The organism is Caulobacter sp. 10L414, assembly GCF_056395525.1.
Window position 1 is genome coordinate 1 of sequence record NZ_JBFTJR010000079.1, and the last position, 18810, is coordinate 18810.

At 70.8% G+C, this 18810-nt stretch carries 21 protein-coding genes; 8 read left to right on the top strand and 13 right to left on the bottom strand.

The window, feature by feature from the left end; translation table 11 throughout:
• The 4 genes from AC1DCG_RS22610 to ribH form a co-directional block, all read left to right on the top strand.
• Nucleotides 1-298 (top strand): dihydrofolate reductase family protein (locus AC1DCG_RS22610; RefSeq protein ID WP_477041683.1); only part of this gene is annotated, 298 nt, incomplete at its 5' end.
• A 9-nt stretch (nt 299-307) separates the two neighbouring features.
• A complete protein-coding gene (locus tag AC1DCG_RS22615) occupies nt 308-931 on the top strand; it encodes a riboflavin synthase (RefSeq protein WP_477031160.1) in 624 nt (207 codons plus the stop codon).
• Nucleotides 898-2088, top strand: coding sequence for a 3,4-dihydroxy-2-butanone-4-phosphate synthase (gene ribB, locus AC1DCG_RS22620; protein WP_477041684.1), 1191 nt, complete (start codon nt 898-900; stop codon nt 2086-2088). Before AC1DCG_RS22615 ends, ribB begins: the two co-directional genes overlap by 34 nt.
• A 13-nt stretch (nt 2089-2101) precedes the next feature.
• Complete coding sequence (gene ribH / locus AC1DCG_RS22625; protein WP_477031162.1) at nt 2102-2554, top strand: 6,7-dimethyl-8-ribityllumazine synthase; 453 nt, start codon at nt 2102-2104, stop codon at nt 2552-2554.
• Nucleotides 2555-2603: 49 nt separating this feature from the next.
• On the opposite strand, the gene AC1DCG_RS22630 is transcribed toward ribH, so the two are convergent.
• The 12 genes from AC1DCG_RS22630 to AC1DCG_RS22685 form a co-directional block, all read right to left on the bottom strand.
• Nucleotides 2604-3107: a flavin reductase family protein gene (locus AC1DCG_RS22630; RefSeq protein WP_477031163.1), complete on the bottom strand. Its 504-nt coding sequence runs from the start codon at nt 3105-3107 to the stop codon at nt 2604-2606.
• Nucleotides 3108-3111: 4 nt separating this feature from the next.
• Entirely contained in the window at nt 3112-4206 is a 1095-nt protein-coding gene (locus AC1DCG_RS22635; protein WP_477031164.1) for an LLM class flavin-dependent oxidoreductase, read from the bottom strand.
• Between the two features lie 31 nt (nt 4207-4237).
• A complete protein-coding gene (locus AC1DCG_RS22640; protein WP_165256298.1) occupies nt 4238-4885 on the bottom strand; it encodes a glutathione S-transferase family protein in 648 nt (215 codons plus the stop codon).
• A gap of 9 nt (nt 4886-4894) precedes the next feature.
• Nucleotides 4895-6475 (bottom strand): rhodanese-like domain-containing protein, encoded by a 1581-nt coding sequence (locus tag AC1DCG_RS22645; protein ID WP_477031165.1) that lies wholly within the window; start codon nt 6473-6475, stop codon nt 4895-4897.
• Nucleotides 6472-7086 carry a cysteine dioxygenase family protein gene (locus tag AC1DCG_RS22650; protein ID WP_477031166.1) on the bottom strand — a complete coding sequence of 205 codons (615 nt, stop codon included), beginning with the start codon at nt 7084-7086 and terminating at the stop codon, nt 6472-6474. The genes AC1DCG_RS22645 and AC1DCG_RS22650 overlap by 4 nt, the downstream gene beginning before the upstream one ends.
• Nucleotides 7087-7090: 4 nt before the next feature.
• Nucleotides 7091-9274, bottom strand: a complete 2184-nt coding sequence (locus AC1DCG_RS22655; RefSeq protein ID WP_477031167.1) for a TonB-dependent receptor — start codon at nt 9272-9274, stop codon at nt 7091-7093.
• A gap of 132 nt (nt 9275-9406) precedes the next feature.
• Complete coding sequence (locus AC1DCG_RS22660) at nt 9407-10420, bottom strand: ABC transporter substrate-binding protein (RefSeq protein ID WP_477031168.1); 1014 nt, start codon at nt 10418-10420, stop codon at nt 9407-9409.
• Entirely contained in the window at nt 10420-11259 is an 840-nt protein-coding gene (locus tag AC1DCG_RS22665; RefSeq protein WP_477036839.1) for a class II aldolase/adducin family protein, read from the bottom strand. The genes AC1DCG_RS22660 and AC1DCG_RS22665 overlap by 1 nt, the downstream gene beginning before the upstream one ends.
• Before the next feature lie 18 nt (nt 11260-11277).
• Complete coding sequence (locus AC1DCG_RS22670; protein WP_165256286.1) at nt 11278-12228, bottom strand: D-isomer specific 2-hydroxyacid dehydrogenase family protein; 951 nt, start codon at nt 12226-12228, stop codon at nt 11278-11280.
• Complete coding sequence (locus AC1DCG_RS22675) at nt 12225-13400, bottom strand: acyl-CoA dehydrogenase family protein (protein ID WP_477031170.1); 1176 nt, start codon at nt 13398-13400, stop codon at nt 12225-12227. The genes AC1DCG_RS22670 and AC1DCG_RS22675 overlap by 4 nt, the downstream gene beginning before the upstream one ends.
• A complete protein-coding gene (locus AC1DCG_RS22680; protein ID WP_477031171.1) occupies nt 13397-14215 on the bottom strand; it encodes an ABC transporter ATP-binding protein in 819 nt (272 codons plus the stop codon). Before AC1DCG_RS22680 ends, AC1DCG_RS22675 begins: the two co-directional genes overlap by 4 nt.
• Nucleotides 14212-15021, bottom strand: a complete 810-nt coding sequence (locus AC1DCG_RS22685; protein ID WP_477031172.1) for an ABC transporter permease — start codon at nt 15019-15021, stop codon at nt 14212-14214. The genes AC1DCG_RS22680 and AC1DCG_RS22685 overlap by 4 nt, the downstream gene beginning before the upstream one ends.
• Nucleotides 15022-15160: 139 nt before the next feature.
• Between AC1DCG_RS22685 and AC1DCG_RS22690 the strand changes: the two genes are divergently transcribed.
• Nucleotides 15161-15997 carry a LysR substrate-binding domain-containing protein gene (locus tag AC1DCG_RS22690; RefSeq protein WP_477031173.1) on the top strand — a complete coding sequence of 279 codons (837 nt, stop codon included), beginning with the start codon at nt 15161-15163 and terminating at the stop codon, nt 15995-15997.
• A gap of 542 nt (nt 15998-16539) precedes the next feature.
• Here AC1DCG_RS22690 and AC1DCG_RS22695 read toward each other — a convergent pair.
• Nucleotides 16540-16929 carry a hypothetical protein gene (locus tag AC1DCG_RS22695; RefSeq protein WP_477031174.1) on the bottom strand — a complete coding sequence of 130 codons (390 nt, stop codon included), beginning with the start codon at nt 16927-16929 and terminating at the stop codon, nt 16540-16542.
• 3 nt (nt 16930-16932) lie between these two features.
• On the opposite strand from AC1DCG_RS22695, the gene AC1DCG_RS22700 reads away from it, so the two are divergent.
• From AC1DCG_RS22700 to AC1DCG_RS22710, 3 genes are read left to right on the top strand one after another with little or no spacing between them, the layout of a single operon-like run.
• Nucleotides 16933-17271: a hypothetical protein gene (locus tag AC1DCG_RS22700; RefSeq protein WP_477031175.1), complete on the top strand. Its 339-nt coding sequence runs from the start codon at nt 16933-16935 to the stop codon at nt 17269-17271.
• Nucleotides 17268-17654, top strand: coding sequence for a 4Fe-4S dicluster domain-containing protein (locus tag AC1DCG_RS22705; protein WP_477031176.1), 387 nt, complete (start codon nt 17268-17270; stop codon nt 17652-17654). Before AC1DCG_RS22700 ends, AC1DCG_RS22705 begins: the two co-directional genes overlap by 4 nt.
• Nucleotides 17651-18328 carry a peroxiredoxin-like family protein gene (locus AC1DCG_RS22710; protein ID WP_477036840.1) on the top strand — a complete coding sequence of 226 codons (678 nt, stop codon included), beginning with the start codon at nt 17651-17653 and terminating at the stop codon, nt 18326-18328. The genes AC1DCG_RS22705 and AC1DCG_RS22710 overlap by 4 nt, the downstream gene beginning before the upstream one ends.
• Nucleotides 18329-18810 lie beyond the last annotated feature (482 nt).

The window sequence follows — 18810 nt, forward strand, 5'->3', positions numbered from 1 at the left end:
CCCCCGCCGCGCGCCGCGCCGCCTGGCCATCCTCGACCGCCGCCGCCGCACGCCCGCCGCCTATCTGGCCGCCGCCCGCGAGCGCGGCCTCGACCCCTCCCTCCACGCCGACATCCCCGCGCTGCTGTCCGACCTGGCGGACGGCGGCGCGCTGGAGGCGCTGGTCGAGGCTGGTCCGACCCTGTCGGCCGCCTTCCTCGCCGCCGACCTCTGGGACGAGCGCGTCGTCATCACCAAGGCCGCCCGCGGCGGCGGTCCCGACACCGTCGAGATCCTCTCGCGCGCAAAGGCCGGCTGAAGGAGCCCCATGTTCTCCGGCATCATCGAAACCCTGGGCGAGGTCGTCGCCGTCGCCCCCGAGGACGGCGCCCTGCGCCTGTCGCTGGCCACCGGCTTTCCCGATCTGGCGCTGGGCGAGAGCGTCGCGGTCAACGGCGTCTGTCTGACCGTTGTGCGCCACGATCCCGGCGGCGGGGCCGACTTCTTCGTCAGTCCCGAGACCCTGGCTCGCACCAGCCTGGGCGCGGCCGGCGTCGGAACGGTGCTCAATCTCGAACGGGCCGTGACCCTGTCGACCCGCCTGTCGGGCCATCTCGTGCAGGGCCATGTCGACGGCGTCGCACATCTCTCTGAAGTGATCGACGACGGCGGCTCGCGCCGGCTGACGCTCAGCCTGCCGGGCGCCTTGCGCGCCTTCTGCGTCGAGAAGGGCTCGATCGCCCTCGACGGCATCAGCCTGACCCTCAACCACGTCGGCCCGGCCGACGCCGAGGGGCGCTTCGCGGTCGGGATCACGATCATCCCCCACACCTGGACCCACACCAACCTGCAGCACGCCGCGCTCGGCGCCCCGATCAATGTCGAGGTCGACGTGCTGGCCAAATACGTGGAGCGGCTATGTCACGCCTATCTGACGCCCTCGAACGCCTGAAGGCGGGCGGCATGATCATCCTCGTCGATGACGAGGACCGCGAGAACGAGGGCGACCTGGTGCTCGGCGCCCAGTTCGCCGACGCCCCCGCCATCGCCTTCATGGCCAAGGCGGCCAGCGGCCTGATCTGCCTGGCCATGGAGCCGGACGCCGTCGACCGCCTGGGCCTGCCGCCGATGGTCGCCGACAATCGCACCCGCCGCAGCACCGCCTTCACCGTCTCGATCGAGGCGGCCGTCGGCGTCKACACCGGCATCTCGGCCTTTGACCGGGCGCTGACCATCCAGGCCGCCGTCGCGCCGGGCGCAAAGCCCGCCGATATCGTCTCGCCTGGCCACGTCTTCCCGCTGCGGGCCGTGCCCGGCGGCGTGCTCGCCCGCGCCGGCCACACCGAGGCCTCGGTCGAGCTGATGCGGCTGGCCGGCCTGACCCCCGCCGCGGTCATCTGCGAGGTGATGAACGACGACGGGACCATGGCCCGCCGCGACGACCTGGAGGTCTTCGGCGCCCGTCATGACCTGCCGATCCTGACCATCGCCGAACTGGTCGAGCATCTTCGCGTCCAGACGGTCGAGCCGGTCGCCGCGGCGCATCTGCCGTCGGCCCACGGCGGCCGGTTCGAGGTTCGCGCCTTCCGCGATCGGACCAGCGGCGTCGAACACCTCGTGCTGCTGAACGGACCGCTGGGCGAGGCGCCGCTGGTGCGGGTGCACTCCGAATGTCTGACCGGCGACGCCCTGGGCTCCCAGCGCTGCGACTGCGGCGCCCAGTTGCAGGCCTCCATGCGCCGTATCGGCGAGGAGGGCGGGGCGCTGGTCTATCTGCGCGGCCACGAGGGCAGGGGTCTTGGCCTCGCCAACAAGATCGCCGCCTACGCCCTGCAGGACGGAGGGCTCGACACCGTCGAGGCCAACCACGCCCTGGGCTTTGCCGACGATCCGCGCGACTACGCCGCCGCCGTCGCCATGCTGAGGAGCCTGGGCGTCGATCGCCTGCGCCTGCTCAGCAACAACCCGCGCAAGGCCGCCGCCCTGCGCGCCGGCGGGATCGAGGTGGTCGAGCAGGTTCCGCTGCTGGCGCCCGTCACCCCGCACAACGCCGCCTATCTCGCCGCCAAGCGCGACAAGCTGGGCCACGGCCTGGCGCGCGCCTCCTGACCGGACCCCTTCCATGACCCATTCCGTTCCCCGCATCGCTGTCGTCGTCAGCGGCTTCAACCCCGAGGTCACCGGCGGCCTGCTGCGCGGCGCCCTCGCCGAACTTCAGGAAGGCGGCGCGCCGGCAGCCGAGGGCGACGTAATCGACGCGCCGGGCGCCTTCGAGCTGCCGCTGCTGGCCCAGGCGCTGGCCCGCACCGGTCGCTACGACGGCGTCGTGTGCCTGGGCTGCGTGATCAAGGGCGACACCGCCCACTTCGAGTTCATCAGCCTCTCCGCCAGCATCGGCCTGATGCAGGCGGGCCTGGCCACCGAGACCCCGATCACCTTCGGCGTGCTCACCACCTACGACGACGACCAGGCCCTCGTCCGCAGCCGCGACGACGCCGCCAACAAGGGCCGCGAAGCCGCCGCGGCATGTCTGGGGGCGGTTACGGCGCTGCGGAGGATCCGGGCGGCGGCTTGAAGACCCTCCCCCTGAAGGGAGAGCATTTCGATGATCGGGCCGGAGGGGGTCAGCCCACCGCCGTCAGGCTCCGGTTCCAGGCCACCAGCGCCGGTCCGGGCGAGAAGCCCACGTGCTCGGCCTCGACGATGAAGATCGAGTGCCCGCCGGCGTCGACCACGGTGTCCACCCGGCACACCGCCCGGGCCACGCCGCCCGCGAACACCGGCGGGGTCGGCCGGCGCAGTCGCCAGCGGCCCGGATCGAACCGCTCGTGGGCCCGCGAGCCGGAGGCGAAGCGCAGCGCCTCCTCATCGTCGGCCGCGCCCAGCAGCGCCACAGACAGGTCGGGGCGTCGCAGCAGCGCATCGTGGCACCCCGCCTCCTTGCGCACGCAGAACAGGAAGCGGGGCGGGGCGACCGAGAGGCCGGTGATCGAGCTGACCAGCAGGCCGCGCGGCGCCTCGCCGTCCCAGCAGGCGATGATCGCGACGCCGCTCGCCAGGTGGGCCAGCACGTCGCGAAAGTCGATCTCGGGCGCCTGCGCCGGCGGGCCGGCGTCGTACGGGGCCATGATGTCAGCTCGCCGCGGCCGCCGGAGCGGCCTCGCGCTCGGCCACCAGCCTGCGCACCAGCGGGATCAGGTCGCGGCCGTAGGCGACGGCGTCCTCGACCGGATCAAAGCCGCGGATCAGGAAGGTCGTCACGCCCAGGTCGTAGTAGTCGAGCAGGGCCTCGGCCACCTGTTGGGGCGTGCCGACCAGGCCCGTGGAGTTGCCGGCCGCGCCGGTCACCGCCGCCACGCCGGTCCAGAGGCGCTTGTCCAGGCGCGAGCCCTGAGCGGCCGCGTCCAGCAGGCGCTGCGAGCCGGCGTTGGGCGGGCGGTGGCCGCTGGTCGGCAGGCCGGCGGCCTCGCGCAGGGCCTTGGCCTTGGCGACGATCTCGTCGGCGCGCGCCCAGGCGGCCTCTTCGGTGTCGGCGATGATCGGGCGCAGCGACAGCGAGAACTTCACCTGGCGACCGTGCTTGGCGGCGGCGTGGCGCACCCGGGCGATGGTCTCGGCCACCTGGGCCTGGGTCTCGCCCCACAGGGCGAAGATGTCGGCGTGCTTGCCCGCCACCGGGATCGCCGCGTCCGACGAGCCGCCGAAATAGACCGGAATCTGCGGCGTGCGCAGGGGCTTCACCGCGCCGAAACCCTGGTCGACCTGATAGTACTCGCCCTTGTAGTCGAACGGCTTTTCGCTGGTCCATTCGGCGCGGACGATGTCGAGATACTCGCTGGTGCGGGCGTAGCGCTCGTCCTTGGTCAGGTGGTCGCCGTCCTTGGCCAGTTCCTCGTCCGAGCCGCCGGTGATGATGTGCACGGCCACGCGTCCGCCGGTGAAGTGGTCCAGCGTCGCCAACTGGCGCGCCGCCAGGGTCGGCTGGGTGAAGCCCGGGCGGTGGGCGATCATGAACTTCAGGTTCTTGGTGACGGAAGCTGCATGCGCCACCACCAGCTGGCTTTCCGGGCCGGTCGAGTGGAAGGCCACCAGGGCGCGATCGAAGCCGCCTTCGTCATGGGCGCGGGCGATCTTCTCGACATAGTCGACGTCGATCACCGGGCCGGCCGGCGGATGGATCTCGGAAACGTTCTGGGTGTGGATGATACCGATGAATTCGACGCTCATGGGATGGTCCTCGATGCGCGGATGAAAGGGTTCAGTGGGCGTGGGTCGGCGCCTGGGCCGTCTCCTTGCGCAGGGCGCGCACGACGGACGGGCGGGCGAAGGCGCGGGCGGCCTTGGCGCTCCAGGCGGGATAGGTCGAAAGGTCGATCTGGCGGCGCTCGGCCCAGCGCCAGATCACCAGGGCGTAGGCGTCGACGGCGCTGAAATGCTCGCCCAGCAGCCAGGGGCCGGGCGCCTGGGCCAGACGCTCGATGTCGGCCAGGGTGCGGGCGAAGCGGGCCTCGCCGGGCGTCGCCAGCGCGGCCTTGACCGCTTCGTCGTCGGCATAGCGTTCGGGCCGGGCGATCTGGGCGAAGGCCACGTGCACGGTGCTGGCGAACCAGCTCATCACCTCGTAGGCGTGGGCCAGTTTCAGCGGCTCCAGCAGCGGCAGCAGTTCGCTGTGCGGGTAGCGGTGCGCCAGGAAGGTCAGGATCGCCAGCACCTCGGTGACCGGCTCCTCGCCGACCAGCAGGGTGGGGATGCGGCCCTTGGGATTGACCCGCAGGTACTCCGGCTTGCGCTGGTCGCCGGCCGCCAGGTCCAGCCGGCGCACCTCGTAGGCGACGCCGATCTCTTCGAGCGCCACCAGCGGGGCCAGCGAGGAACTGCCGGGCGCGATGTAGAGGGTGAGGGTCATGGCGGGGCCTCAGATCACGAAGAAGCCGTGGCTGCCATCGCGGGCCAGCTGGTCGACCAGGCCGAACTCCCAGTCCAGATAGGCCTGCATGGCCTCGGCGGCGTTGTCGGTCCCCTCGTAGGGACGCTTGTAGACGTCGGTCGGATCGCTGGCGGCGCGGGCGAGGCCCGGCTCCAGCGCCCGGCCGGCGGCGATCCAGGCGGCGGTCCCGCCGTCGAGCACGCGCACGGGCCGGTCGGCGATCTCTTCCAGCTCCGGCGCGGCCAGGCGCGCCAGTACCCCGTCCGGCGAGGTCAGGACGATCGGCTTGTCTTCGGGGATCCGCTCCAGCGCCTCGGCCAGCTGGGCGCGGATGGCGAACCAGGCGCCGGGCACGTGGCCCTTGCGGTGGATGGGGCTGGGGGCGAGGTCCAGCACCACGACGGCCTCATCGGCCAGGGCTTCGGAAAGGGCGCGCGGCAGGATGGTCTCGACCACCGGCAGGTGCGGCGGCTGGGCCGGCGTCCAGGCGCCGACCTCCAGTTCGCCCTCGAAGCCGCCTTCCAGCACGTAGACCTCCCAGCCCAGCTGGGCCAGCCACGAGGCGGTCATGTCGGCGCGCGGCCCCAGGTCGTCGGCCAGCACGATGCGGCCGCCGCGCACGGGGGCGAAGACGTCGGTCTCCTGCACCAGCTGGCCGCCGGGCGCGCTACGGAAGCCGGGCAGGTGGCCCTTGGCGTACTCGTCGGGCGTGCGCACGTCGAAGCGATAGAGCGTGCGCTTGCGGTCGGTGGAGAGGTCGGCCAGCCCCTCGGCGTCTATGCGACGCACGCCGGCGCGATAGGCCACGTCGCGGGCCTTGGACCGGGCCTCCTCGAGCGTCTGGTTGGAGACGTCGGGGAACCTGCGCGACTGGCCGGTCTCCAGGCTCTGCTGGGCCAGGGTCCAGCCGATGGTGCCGTTGCGCAGGGCGAAGACCGGGTTGGGCACGCCGGCGTTCACCAGCGACTGGGCGCCGATCAGGCTGCGGGTGCGGCCCGCGCAGTTGACGATGATCGTGGTGGCGGGATCGGGCGCCAGCTCCCTGGCTCGCAGCACCAGTTCCGCGCCCGGCGTGCTGACGCCGCCCGGGATGCTCATGGTCGCGTATTCCTCGAACCGGCGTGCGTCGAGGATCACCTGGTCGGCCTTGGCGTCGATGCGGGCCTGCACCTCCTGGGCGGGCAGGGACGGGGTGTGCCGCCGCGCCTCGACCAGTTCGCCGAACGCCTTGCTGTAGGAGTTCACGTCCTGGAACAGCTCGTAACCGGCGTCCCGCCAGCCCTGCAGGCCGCCCGCCAGCGCCCGGACGTTGCCGTAGCCCAGCGCCGCCAGCCGCTTGCCGGCCGGCGAGACCAGGCCTTCGCCGTCGTCGTACAGCACGATCCGCGTCTCCTTCCTGGGCACGCGGTCCAGGATCTCGACCTCCAGCCGGCTGAGCGGCAGTTGCGAGGCGAACAAGGGGTGGGCCTTGGCGAAGGGGTCTTCCTCGCGCAGGTCCAGAAGGGCGATCTCGCGGCGGGCGATCAGGTCCTGGCGGACCTCGCGGGGCGTGACGACGGGCAGGGTCATGGCGCGGCCTCGACGGGCACCGGCCTGGACCGGTCCCACAGGTTGGGGAGGGTGTCGTTGGAGTAGCCGGAGACGAAGGGCTTCCCCCGTCCCTCGGCGTCGTAGGTGGCGCGGCGGACCGCGCCGATATTGGCCCCGTAGACGTGGATGCTGATCGAGGCCTGGTCGTCGAAGGCGTTGGTGACCTGGTGCACGTCGCCCACCGTCGGCGAGACGGCCTCGACCTGGCCGCGTTCCAGCCGGTGGAGCGGGCCGTCGGGAACCAGGGCCTGCCCGTCGCGGCGATAGGGCTGCGACAGCTCGGCGCCGCGCAGCACGCCCACCAGGCCCCAGACCGTGTGGTCGTGCACGGGCGTGGCCTGGCCCGGGCCCCAGACGAAGCTGACCACGCTGAACCGCTCGCGGCTGTCGCAATGCAGCAGGTACTGCTGGTAGCGGGCCGGGTTCGGCTCGGCGTAGGCCTGCGGCAGCCAGTCGTCCTGGGCGATCAGGTCGGCCAGCAGAGCCTGGCCTTCGCGCAGGATCTCGGCTTCGTCGCCCGTGCGGTCGAGCAGGGCGCCGAGGTTTCCGACGAACCTGGCCAGGCGGGAAAGGTTGGGCGCGTTGCTCATGACGTCACAGCGCGTACTTCAGCGTGACCAGCCAGGTCCGCGGATCGGGGAAGTTCAGGTAGTAGACCCCAGTCGACGGCGTGTAGGTCGAGCTCACCGGCTTGTCGCTGTCCAGGATATTGCGCGCCGACAGCTGCACGGCCCAGTGCGGGTCGGGCGCGGTCCAGGTGACCGTGCCGTTCAGGAAGCCTTGCGACGGGATGTTGTTCTGGCCGCCCGCCGCCGGGGTGGCGCTGCTGACCACGCCGCTCTGCCATTGGGCGTCGAAGCCGACGCGCACCGCGCCCGGGATCTGCACCGGCACATCCCAGGTGACGCCGCCCGACAGGTTCCAGCGCGGCGAGTTGAGCAGGCGGTTGCCGTCGGCGTTCACGCCCGCGCCGCCGGCGCCCTTGTAGTCGTCATAGACCGCGAACAGCCAGCCGACGTTGAAGTTCAGGCCCACCCGCTCGGTCGGCCGCGCCTCGGTTTCCAGTTCGACGCCATAGGTGTGCGCCTGGCCGGCGTTGCCGCGGCGGCTGCCCACATAGGCCGGGTCGTAGAACGACACCTGCAGGTCCTGGTAGTCGTTGTAGAAGGCCGCCAGGTTGGCCCGCAGGCGACGGTCGAAGCCTTGCGTCTTCAGGCCGGCCTCGAAGGTGGTCACGTCCTCGGGCGCGAAGGGCAGGGTGGCCAGATCGAGGCGCGTGGCGCGGTTGTCGAAGCCGCCCGACTTGAAGCCCTTGGAGTAGCTGACGTACTGCGAGACGTCCGGCGTCCACTGGTACTGGGCGGTCAGCTTGGGCGTGATCGCCGACCAGGTCTTGTCGGCCCGGCCCGCGATCGACTGGCCGATCACCTGGCCCGCCAGGTTCAGCACCTTGTTGTCGAAGGTGAATTCCTTCTCCTCGTTGGTCCAGCGCAGACCGCCGGTCAGGCTGAAGCGATCGGTCACCGCATAGGTCGCCTCGCCGAACAGGGCGTAGGCGTCGGTGTTGGTGACGTTGTGGGCGCGGGCGAAGTTGTAGTTGCCGGGCGTCACCGTCGGATCGGTCGATTGGGCGTTGCGGCGGCTGTAGCCGTCGCGCTCCACGAAGAAGCGTTCGTGCAGGTAGAACAGCCCGCTGGTGAAGGTCAGGCGGCCATAGTCGCCGTTCAGCTGGACTTCCTGGGTGACGTACTGGTCGTTGTAGTGGATCAGGTTCTTCTGGATCAGCGCCGCCTCGCCGTCGTTGTCGTAGTTGACGGGATTGAGGTTGAAGCCGCCGTAGGCCGTGATCGACTTGATCTTGAGGTTGTCGTTCAGCGCGTACTGCACACGGATCGAGCCGCTGATCTGGTCCAGGTCCTGGGTCGGCTCGACCTCGGAATAGGACCGGCGCTTGTCGAAACCGCCGCCCGGCTGCCTGACCGGGATGTAGCTGCGGGTGTCGCTGCGGTCGCGCAGGGCGTTCAGCGTGAAGAGGACGTTCAGCTTTTCGGTCGGCGTCCAGCGCAGCTTGGCCCGGTAGGCGTCCAGGTCGATGCGGTTGACGTCGTGGTTCAGCGTCGGGTCGAAGGTCACCCCGTCGCGCTTGTGGTGGATGTAGGACAGGCTGCCGGCCAGCTTGCCCTCGACGATCGGGCCTTCGACCAGGGCGCGCACGTCGACGGCGCCGTAGCTGCCCAGGCCAACCTCGGCCTTGGCGCGGAAATCCTGGCCCGGATCGCGGGTGATGATCCGCAGCGCGCCGGCGCTGGAGTTGCGGCCGTACAGCGTGCCCTGCGGGCCGCGCAGCACCTCGATGCGTTCCAGGTCGTTGAACTCGATCATCGAGCCGATCTGGCGGGGCACGTAGACGTCGTCGACATAGACGGCCAGCACCGGCTCCTGGATCGGATCGGCCTCGCCGACGCCCCGCAGCGCATAGGTCTGGGTGGTGTGGCTGATGGTGACGCGGCTGATCGACAGGTTCGGGATCTGGCCGGCCAGGTCGCGGATGTTGTCGACCTTGCGGTCGGCCAGCACCTGCGGGCCGAAGGCCGAGATGGCGATGGCGGTCTTCTGCAGGTCGGTGGCGCGGCGCTCGGCGGTGACGATCACCTGCTCGACGGCGGCCGAGCCGCTGTCGTCGGTATTGGCGGCCGGCGCCGGCTCGGCCGCCAAGGCCCCGCCGGCGACGGCGAGGCTGGAAGTGAATGCGAGAAGTTGAAGCTTGAAGGTCTGCACGGATTTATCCCCGGCTTGTTCGATGGGGATTTGTCTTCGTGAGGGCGCTTATCTCAACGAATATAAAATGATCCAGCGGATAGCTCTGCTCATATCGTCCGAAGTCATCGGATATATTTGAGTTGCTCGACATCATTTCAGAAACGATGAGAGGCGGTCATCCCACAGCGGGCGCACGTCGACCCGCGTGGGAATGATCTTGGCGGCGGCGAAGGTGTCGGCGACGGCCTGCTGCGAGGCGATGGCCGCCTGGCTGATCGGCCCGAGGATGCTGGGCGAGGACTTCTCGCGGAACTCCTGGGCGTAATACTCGGCCTTGACGCCGGTGACCTTGGCCCGGGCCTGCGCCCAGCGCTCGCCGTCGGCGTTGATCCAGTCGAACACCCGCTTGTAGCGCCCGACATAGTCGCCCAGCGCCTGGAAGCGGACGGGATCGTCCAGCGCCTCCTTGGCCGCGGTGATCAGGTAGTTGCCCGACAGGATCCCCAGCGCCGTGCGCAGCACCCGCGCCCCGGCCTCGCGGGCCTGGTAGACGATGACGCCGTAGATCACCCAGGCGTCCAGCGCTCCGCTCTGGAAGGCGGCCAGGCCGTCCTGCGGGCTCAGCGCCACAGGCGTGATGTCGCTCCAGGCCAGGCCCGCCTCCTGCAGCAGGCGCAGCAGGATGTAGTGCGAGGTCGTGGCCTTCACGTAGCCGACGCGCTTGCCCTTCAGGTCCTTGAAGTCGCGGGCGCTCGAGCCCTTGGGCACGAGCACGACCTGGTTGTTCACGTCGCCCTGCAGCACGCCGACGATGCGCACCTGGTTGCCCGGCTGGGCGGCGACGAAGATCGGCGGGATCTCGCTCATGCCGCCGAAGTCCAGAGCCCGGGCGTTGATCGCCTCAGCGATCAGGTTGCCGCCGGCGAACTGGGTGCGGGCCAGCTTGTAGGGCGGGTCGGCGATGCCGGCCTCGCTGAAGAAGCTCTCGGGATTGCCGCGATAGGTCGCCACGCGCAGCGTCAGGTCGGCCAGCGAGCCGGCCTTGTCGCCGCCCTTGGGCGAGCAGGCCGCCAGGTTCAGGGTGGTCAGGCCCGCCAGCGACAGGCCCGCGATCGAAAGGCCGCCCGACATCAGGTCGCGGCGGGAAAGCGAAATGCCGGCCATCAGTCGAACAGGTCCGGCTCTTCTTCGGTGACGATGTCCCAGTAGGGCTGGAACGACCACAGGCCGCCCAGTTCGGTGCCCACCTGGCCGGCTGTGTGTTTGGCGACCTCCGGCGGCATCGGTTTGGTCGGGCCGGCCGCCTCGGCCAGCAGCTGGGCCTGGCAGGCGTTCTCCAGCGCCAGATAGCGCCACACGGCGGCCTCCACTGACTGGCCGACGGTCAGGATCCCGTGGTTCTGCAGGATCACCGCCTTCTTGGGGCCCAGCGCCTTGGCGATCTTCTGGCCCTCGCTGGTGTCGAGCACCACGCCCGAAAACTCCTCGAACAGGGCGTGGTCGTCGTAGAAGGCCGCCGAGTCCTGGGTCAGCGGGTCCAGCAGCCGCCCGAGCGCCGACCAGGCCTTGCCGTACAGCGAGTGCGAGTGCGCGGCGGCCACCACGTCGGGGCGGGCCTCGTGCAGCTGCGAGTGGATGGCGAAGGCGGCGCGGTTCAGGCGGGCCGGGGCCTTCTCGGGCGGCTGCACGATCTCGCCCTCGTGGCTGACCAGCATCAGGTCCGAAACCTTGATGCGCGAGAAGTGCACGCCCAGCGGGTTGACCCAGAAGTGGTCGGTCAGCTCGGGATCGCGGGCGGTGATGTGGCCGGCGCCGCCCATGTCGAAGCCATAGCGGCCGAACAGCCGATAGCCGGCGGCCAGGCGCTGCTTGCGATAGAGCCGCTCCAGCTCGATCGTCGGCTGCTGGGGGATCTCGCGCGAGCCGAACGGCGGCAGCACGCTTTCGATCTTGGCGGGGTGCGGGGCGGCGGCGAAGCCGCGCGGTGAAGGGATCGCGGTCATCGCGAGGGGTCCTTGTGGTCAGTAGCCGCGCGACAGGTCGACGATGTCGGCCAGGGGCGCGCCGGCGCGAAAGCGGGCGAGGTTCTCGGCGAACTGGGTCGCCAGGTTGATGCGGGTGTCGGGCGTGTGCACCGAGGTGTGGGGCGACAGCCGCACCTTGGGGTGGCCGTAGAACGGGTGCCCGTCGGTCAGCGGCTCTGGGAAGGTCACGTCCAGGCTGGCGCGAGCCACCCGGCCGTCGTCCAGCGCCGCCAGCAGGGCGTCGTCGTCGATCAGCGCGCCGCGGGCGATGTTGATCAGGTGCAGGCCGGGCTTGGCGTGGGCCAGCACCTCGCGGCCGATCAGGCGCTGCGTTTCCGGCGTCGCCGGGGCGGCCAGCACCACGTGGTCGCTGCGGGAAAACAGGGTCTTCAGGTCAGCCACGCGCTCGACGCCGGGAACCGGGATCGGCTTGTCCGAGCGGCGGGTGGCGATGACGTTCAGGCCCAGCGCCTGGGCCCGCGGGGCCAGGGCCTCGCCGATGGCGCCGAAGCCCACCAGGCCAAGCGTCGTGCCCGAGATCAGCTTCAAGGGCTGGGGCGTCCAGCGTTCGGCCTTGTCGATCCAGATCTCGGGCAGGCGCTTGGCTTCGGCGAGGATCGAGGCCAGCGCGAACTCGGCCAGCGCCACCGCCGAGGAGCCGCGCGCCGAGGTCACGACCGGACCGTCGAACAGCCAGTCCGGGTAGAAGTCGATGCCGACCGAGACCAGCTGCACCCAGCGCACGTCGAACGGCCAGCCCGGCGGCGGGGTCTTGGGCAGTACGCCGCCGGCCTTGCGGAAGGGCGCGGCGACCAGGACCTTGGCCGAGGGCGGCAGCGGCGTGGTCAGGCCCGGCGGCACGGCGATGATCTCGGCGTCCACCGCATGCTGGGCGAAGACGCTGTTGAACACCTCGGGCAGTTGGCTGGCGACGACGAGACGGCTCATTGCGCGACCTCGCGTCCGGCGAAGGCCGTCCTGCCGGCGCCCGTCAGCACCACGTCGGCCTGCGGCGTGTGCACGCGGCCGCACAGCACGTCGCGGTGATGGCGCTCCAGCGGATTGTTGCGCGTCAGGCCCGGATTGCCGGTCAGCTTCAGCGCCTTCTCGACGACCGTGATGGCGTTCTCGGTGACCAGGTGCTTGACGAGGCCGCTCTCGCCGGCCGCCGTCTCGCCGTTCGCTGCGCTGTCCAACAGCACGCGGTTGGACAGCAGAAGGCCGTCGATCTCGCCCAGCGCCTCCTGGAAGCGGGGCAGGGTCGAGAGGCTGGCGCCCAGGTTGGCCGGCTTGCGGCTGATCAGGAAGTCGGCCAGCCAGTCGCGGGCCGAACGTGCGACCGCGTCATAGATCGCCGCCGTCAGCACCGACGACCAGGTCCCGAAGCTGGCCGGATAGGGCGGCGGGGCGCCCAGGGGCTGCGGGTCCAGGGCGTGGTCCAGCGGGACCAGCACGTCCTCGAAGATCACGTCGTGGCTGGCGCTGGCGCGCAGGCCCAGGTGATCCCAGGTCTCCTCGATGACCACGCCGGGCGTGTCGGCGCGCACCAGCCAGCCGCCGACCAGCGGTTCGGCGTCGTCGCTGCGGGCCCAGACCACGAACCAGGTCAGGGCCGATGAGCCGGTGGAGTAGATCTTGCGGCCGCTGATCCGCCAGCCTTCCGGCGTGCGGCGGGCGATGGTGGCCGGCAGGCCGCCGCGGGCGGGCGTGCCGAGATCGGGCTCCACCCGCAGGGCGTTGATCAGCGCGCCGTGCGTGATGGCGTCGCCGATGACCCGCTGCTTGAGGTGCTCGGGCCAGCCCGAACGCCCCTCGACCGAGGCGTGAAACAGGTACTGCATGACCAGGACGAGCGCGGTGGCCGGTTCGCCCCGGGCGACGGCCGAAACCACCTTCAGCGCGGTGGGCAGGTCGCTTTCCAGGCCGCCCAGGCGCGCCGGGGCGGTCAGGGCCAGCAGGCCKGCCTCGTGCAGGGCCTGGAAGTTGGCGAAGGGAAAGCTGGCCTCGCGGTCGTGACGACCGGCGGTGGCGGCGAAGGCCTGCGTCAGGCGCGGCAGCACCGCGTCGAGGTCGGGCAGGTGCGGCGCGGGCTCCAGCTTGCGGGCGGCGATGCTGCTCACTGCACGGCCTCGCCGGTGGGGAAGGCGACCAGGGCGCCTTCGTGCGGCGCGGGGGCCTCGACGCCCAGGTGGCCCAGCAGCCGGCGGCGGATGGCCTGGAAGCGCGCGTCCGGCGCACGCGGACGCTCCAGCGCGATGTGCTCCTCGGCGGCGATCCGGCCCTTGTTCAGCACCAGCACCCGGTCGGCCAGCGAGATGGCCTCGTCGACGTCGTGGGTGACCAGCAGCACGGCTGGCTTGTGCTCGTTCCAGAGGTTCAGGACGAGGTCGTGCATCTTCAGCCGGGTCAGGGCGTCCAGCGCCGCGAACGGCTCGTCGAGCAGCAGCAGGCCAGGTTCGCGGACGAGCGCCCGGGCCAGGGCGGTGCGCTGGGCCTCACCGCCCGACAGCGTGGAGGGCCAGGCGTCCAGGCGGTGGCCAAGGCCCACCTCCTGCAGCGCCGCCTCGGCCCTGGCCCGGACGCCTTTGTCCTTCAGGCCCAGCGCGACGTTGCGCCAGACCTTCTTCCACGGCAGCAGGCGGGCGTCCTGGAACACCACGGCGCGGGTGCTGGGCGTCGTCACGTCCTGGTCGCCGACGGGGTCGAGGCCGGCCAGGGTGCGCAGCAGGGTAGTCTTGCCCGACCCGCTGGCGCCCAGCAGGGCGACGAACTCGCCCGGGGCGATCGACAGGTCGAGGCCGTCGATCACCCGGTTGGCGCCGAACTGGCGGACAAAGCCGGTCAGCTTGACGGCGGGGGCGATCGGCGCGGTGGCCGGAGCCGGCGATACGGTGTCGAAGGCGCGGCGGCGGATGCGCGGCTGAACCATGGTCATTGCTCCACGAGGCTGGGCCGCCAGGCCAGAGCGCGGCGCTCCAGCGTGCGGACGAGGGCGTCGGCGCCGAGGCCGAGCAGGGCGTAGACGAGCAGGCAGACGACGATGATGTCGGTCCGCATGAAGTCGCGGGCGTTGTTGATCAGGTGGCCAAGGCCCGCCTGGGCGTTGATCTGTTCGGCCACCACCAGCACCAGCACCGACACGCCCAGGGCGTAGCGCAGGCCCACGAAGAACGAGGGCAGGGCGCCGGGCAGGATCACCTCGCGCACCAGGCCCCAGCCCGACAGGCCGAAGCTGCGGGCGGCCTCGACCAGGCGCACGTCGATGCCGCGCACGCCGGCGAAGAGGTTCAGATAGATCGGGAAGGTGGTGGCCACCGCGATCAGCACGATCTTCGGCGTTTCGCCGATGCCGAACCAGACGATGAACAGCGGGGTCAGGGCCAGGGACGGAATGGTCCGCTTGATCTGCATCAGCGGGTCGATCGCCGTCTCGCCCAGGCGCGACAGTCCCGCCGCCAGGCCCAGGGTGACGGCCACGACCAGCGCGATCGACAGGCCGGCGGCGGCGCGGGCCAGGGAAACGAGCAGGTTGGCGGGCAGCTCGCCCGAGATGGTCAGCGCCCAGAAGGTTTCGGCCACCGTCGAAGGCGCAGCCAGCACCCGCTCGGGGATCACCCCGAACCGCGATCCCAGCTCCCACAAGGCCAGAAGCAGCACCGGCGACAGCCAGCGGGCGCGGGAGAGGCGCGGCCATCGCCATGGCTTGGCTGAAGAAATTCTATCGGCGATCGCCAAAGACATCGGGTCGCTTCCATCGCTGTGACCGTTGCGGCGGGGGCGCCGTTGCTTCACAGAGATGGACGCTGAATTCCTACTCGATCAATAGACTTATCCTCAGGGGTCTTATTAGAGTTCCTCAACGGGATAGACGGGACGCCAGATGCCGACCAACCTTCCGACCGAATTGCTCCGCAGCTTTGTGGCCATCGTCGACAGCGGTTCGATGCTGCGCGCCACCGAGCGGGTCTTCGTCACCCAGTCGGCGCTCAGCCTGCAGATGAAGCGCCTGGAGGAGACGGTGCTGACGCCGCTGTTCCACCGCGAGGGGCGGCGCTTGTCGCTGACGCCGGCGGGCCAGACGTTGCTGGGCCACGCCCGCGATATCCTCGCCCTCAACGATCGGGCGGTGGTGGCGCTGACAGGCGACGCCCTGGCCGGGCCGGCCAGGGTGGGGCTGGTGCAGGACTTCGCCGAGACGCTGCTGTCGGGCGTGCTGGCCCGCTTCGCCCAGCTCAACCCCGACACCCAGCTGCAGGTGCGGGTGGCCGGCTCGCCGGAGTTGCTGGACCTGCTGCGCAGCGACCGCCTGGACGTGATCCTGTGCATGGGAGCCTATGACGACCCAGCCGCCGCCCGCACCGTGCCGATGGTCTGGCACGGCGATGCGGATCTGGCCCAACTGGACGTCCTGCCGCTGGCGATCCTGGAGGCGCCGTGCCGGTTCCGCGACGCGGCGCTGGCGGCTCTGGAGCGGGAGCGGCGGCCCTACCGCGTGGCGCTTGAGACGCCCAGCCTGTCGGCCCTGCGGGCGGCCGTGCAGTCGGGCCTGGCCGTGACCTGCCGCACCAGCCTGTTCCGTCCCGACGCCCAGCCGATCGCCGAGGCGGCCCTGCCCAGCCTGCCCAAGGTGGCCTATGTGCGCCGCACCGGCCCCGCGCCGCATCCGTCGATCGGCAAGCTGTCGGAGCTGATCCACACGGCGGCGCTGGAGCTCTAGGGCTCGTACTCAATTTTCGCGTCATCCCGGCCGAAGGGCCGCGTAGCGGGCCGTAGAGCCGGGACCCAGGAGCCACCTGCAGTGCGCCGGCCCCTGGGTCCCGGATAAGCCCTGCGGGCTTTCCGGGATGACGAGGAGTAAGCGATTGAATTGGTTGGGCCCGATACGCGCTCAAGTGCCGACCCTTTCTCCGAGCATCCCCGCGAAGGCGGGGATCCAAGCTGTATTTCAGGACAAGGCGCGTCCGTGAGCGACCCGCAGACCCCGCTTGGGCCCCCGCCTTCGCGGGGAAGGGCGGTTTGGGGGCGGTCCTGGGAGTGAACGCCGAGCCAACTTTGGGTCTGGACTCAATTGGCGCGCAAAGAAACGTGTCTTCCCGGCCGGAGGAGCGCGTCAGCGATCCGTAGAGCCGGGATCTCCCAGGTCGGCAGGTTCTGAACTGTGGGAGATCCCGGCGCTCCGCTGCGCTGCGGCCGGGATGACAACTGCTATAAGCTATTGAAACAGATAACTCATTGCCCTCGGCCAAATGAGTACTGCCTCTAGCCGCGTCGCACCGTCGCCAGGGCCGCCGCCGCCACCTGCGCGGCCTGGCCGCGGATGTCGGGCACGGCGTTGATCTCCCACCGGGCCCCGCGCGTGACGGGGCCGACCGCGAGCAGCGTGCGGCTCGCCGAGCCCGACACGTCGAGCAGGCGGTTGTCGGCGTCGACGTCCAGGCCCAGGCGCAAGGGATCGGGCCGGGCCAGGCCTCGCCGGATCAGGTCCAGCAGCAGCGGATCGGTCGACCGGGTCACGTCGCCGGTCGGGCCCGTGGCGTTGACCACCGCCGACACCGAGAACGGCTGCGCCACATCGGCCAGGCCGGGCTGCGGCCGACCAGCCGCTTGGCCGGCGTCGACCTTCCCGCCGCCGTCCAGGTCGTCCGCCACGAGATGGGCGCCTACGACCGCAACATCTTCCGCACCGGCGCAGACCTCGGGGCCTCGGGCGAAAGGCTGGACGACGCCTGGCGCGAGATCGCCGCCCACGCCGGCGGCTGGGGCAGGGGGCTGCTCAGGGCCCGCGAGGCCGCCGCCCTGGTCGCCGCCGCCCGCTGGAGCAAGGTCAGCGCCGTGCAGCGCCGCGAGAGCCGGGGCATGCACCGCCGCGAGGAAGCATCCGGGCTCGATCCGAGACTGGCCTCGCGCCAGCGCTCGCATGGCCTGGACCGCGTCGTCACCCGCTTCGAGGCGATCAGCCCTGAAAGCACCAGGCTGGAGGCTGTCGCATGATCGAGGTCGTGATCGACGACCGCTGCGGCGGTTGCGGCGACTGCGTGGACGTCTGTCCCAGCGACGTGCTGGCGCGCGGGCCCGGCGGCAAGGCGGTGATCGCCCGCCAGGCCGACTGCCAGACCTGTTACCTGTGCGAGCTCTACTGCCCGGAAGACGCCCTGTTCGTCTGGCCCGAGACTGGCCGTGTCGCCGGCGTCACGGCGCAGCAGGCCCTCGCCACCGGCGACGTCGGCGGCTTCCGGCGCGACAGCGGCTGGGACGAGCACGCCGCGACCCACACCAACCAGCACTGGCGGATGGGGGCGATCTTCGAGCGCGCCCGCCTGATGGCGATCGACGCCGCCGACACCGCTCGAACCGAGGACGGGAGGACTTCATGAGCCATCAGACCCTGCGCGAACGCCTGGCCGCGCTGCATGCCGAACGTGTCCGCACCTGGGACCCGGCGGCGCTGAAGATCAACATCGACCAGCGCGCCCGCCTGGTCGAGGCGGCCGATCCCGACGAATGGGTCAAGGTCGGCGACAAGGTCGCGCCCTTCGTGCTGAAGGACGTCGAGGGCGGCGACCTGACCCTGGAAGGCCTGACCGCCAAGGGGCCGGCGGTGCTGGTGTTCTTCCGCTTCGCCGGCTGTCCCGCCTGCAACATCGCCTTGCCCTATTACGAGGAGCGCCTGGCCCCGGCCCTGAAGGCGATCGGCGCGACCCTGGTCGCCGTCAGCCCGCAGGTCCCCGACCGCCTGGGCGAGATCCGCGCGCGACATGGCCTCAGCTACAAGGTGGCATCGGACCCCGACAACGCGCTCGGGCGCCGGTTCGGGGTGCTCTACACCGCCGACCAGGCCAGCCAGGACGCCCAGCGCGCCAAGGGCGGCTTCATCGGCGACGTCACCGGCACGGGCACGTGGGAGCTGCCGCAGCCGGCCGTGGTGGTGATCGACCGCCAGGCCGTCGTCCGCTTCGCCGACGTCAGCCCCGACTGGCTGGTCCGCACCGAAGCCGACCCCATCATCGCCGCCGTCCGCGCCCTGACCCCCGCGCCGGCCGCGGTATGACGGCAATGATCCTCCCCCTCCGGGAGAGGCAGCCCGAAGGGCCGGAGGGGGCGTTTTCAGCTTCCCGAACGCTTGGGATCGCCCCCCAAACCCTCTCCCGGAGGGGAGAGGGAGGGGCCCAGGCGATAGCCTGGGAGGGTGAGGGGTTACGCCGCCAACCGGCGTGCCGGCACGCCGTCGACCGTCCCTAACCCCTCATCCGACCTGCTTCGCAGGCTGCCTTCTCCCTCCAGGGAGAAGGAACAGGAAGGCGGACGGGGATAGAGCAGCGTGGATCCCCGGCGTTCGTCGAAAAGAACCCAACCGATCCAACGCTCTACAACTTTCTCAGCCAATTCAATCAGACGSGCTGAAACCCGGGTCATAATCAAAGCCGTCCCCGCCATGGGGAGGGCTCTTGGTACCGGCCCAAGCGTGGCGAGGACCGCATCGAGCGGGGCCGCAAGAAGGTCTCGGGAAGGCGGGACAGGGTCTGTTCGTGG

What these genes read in the sequence shown, in the direction of transcription:
- AC1DCG_RS22680 (WP_477031171.1), bottom strand. Translation starts at nt 14,215, where the DNA reads ATGACCATGGTTCAGCCGCGCATCCGCCGCCGCGCCTTCGACACCGTA.
- AC1DCG_RS22635 (WP_477031164.1), bottom strand. Translation starts at nt 4,206, where the DNA reads ATGAGCGTCGAATTCATCGGTATCATCCACACCCAGAACGTTTCCGAG.
- AC1DCG_RS22630 (WP_477031163.1), bottom strand. Translation starts at nt 3,107, where the DNA reads ATGGCCCCGTACGACGCCGGCCCGCCGGCGCAGGCGCCCGAGATCGAC.
- AC1DCG_RS22700 (WP_477031175.1), top strand. Translation starts at nt 16,933, where the DNA reads ATGGGCGCCTACGACCGCAACATCTTCCGCACCGGCGCAGACCTCGGG.
- AC1DCG_RS22665 (WP_477036839.1), bottom strand. Translation starts at nt 11,259, where the DNA reads ATGACCGCGATCCCTTCACCGCGCGGCTTCGCCGCCGCCCCGCACCCC.
- AC1DCG_RS22705 (WP_477031176.1), top strand. Translation starts at nt 17,268, where the DNA reads ATGATCGAGGTCGTGATCGACGACCGCTGCGGCGGTTGCGGCGACTGC.
- AC1DCG_RS22615 (WP_477031160.1), top strand. Translation starts at nt 308, where the DNA reads ATGTTCTCCGGCATCATCGAAACCCTGGGCGAGGTCGTCGCCGTCGCC.
- AC1DCG_RS22710 (WP_477036840.1), top strand. Translation starts at nt 17,651, where the DNA reads ATGAGCCATCAGACCCTGCGCGAACGCCTGGCCGCGCTGCATGCCGAA.
- AC1DCG_RS22650 (WP_477031166.1), bottom strand. Translation starts at nt 7,086, where the DNA reads ATGAGCAACGCGCCCAACCTTTCCCGCCTGGCCAGGTTCGTCGGAAAC.
- AC1DCG_RS22645 (WP_477031165.1), bottom strand. Translation starts at nt 6,475, where the DNA reads ATGACCCTGCCCGTCGTCACGCCCCGCGAGGTCCGCCAGGACCTGATC.
- AC1DCG_RS22690 (WP_477031173.1), top strand. Translation starts at nt 15,161, where the DNA reads ATGCCGACCAACCTTCCGACCGAATTGCTCCGCAGCTTTGTGGCCATC.
- AC1DCG_RS22660 (WP_477031168.1), bottom strand. Translation starts at nt 10,420, where the DNA reads ATGGCCGGCATTTCGCTTTCCCGCCGCGACCTGATGTCGGGCGGCCTT.
- ribH (WP_477031162.1), top strand. Translation starts at nt 2,102, where the DNA reads ATGACCCATTCCGTTCCCCGCATCGCTGTCGTCGTCAGCGGCTTCAAC.
- AC1DCG_RS22685 (WP_477031172.1), bottom strand. Translation starts at nt 15,021, where the DNA reads ATGTCTTTGGCGATCGCCGATAGAATTTCTTCAGCCAAGCCATGGCGA.
- AC1DCG_RS22670 (WP_165256286.1), bottom strand. Translation starts at nt 12,228, where the DNA reads ATGAGCCGTCTCGTCGTCGCCAGCCAACTGCCCGAGGTGTTCAACAGC.
- AC1DCG_RS22640 (WP_165256298.1), bottom strand. Translation starts at nt 4,885, where the DNA reads ATGACCCTCACCCTCTACATCGCGCCCGGCAGTTCCTCGCTGGCCCCG.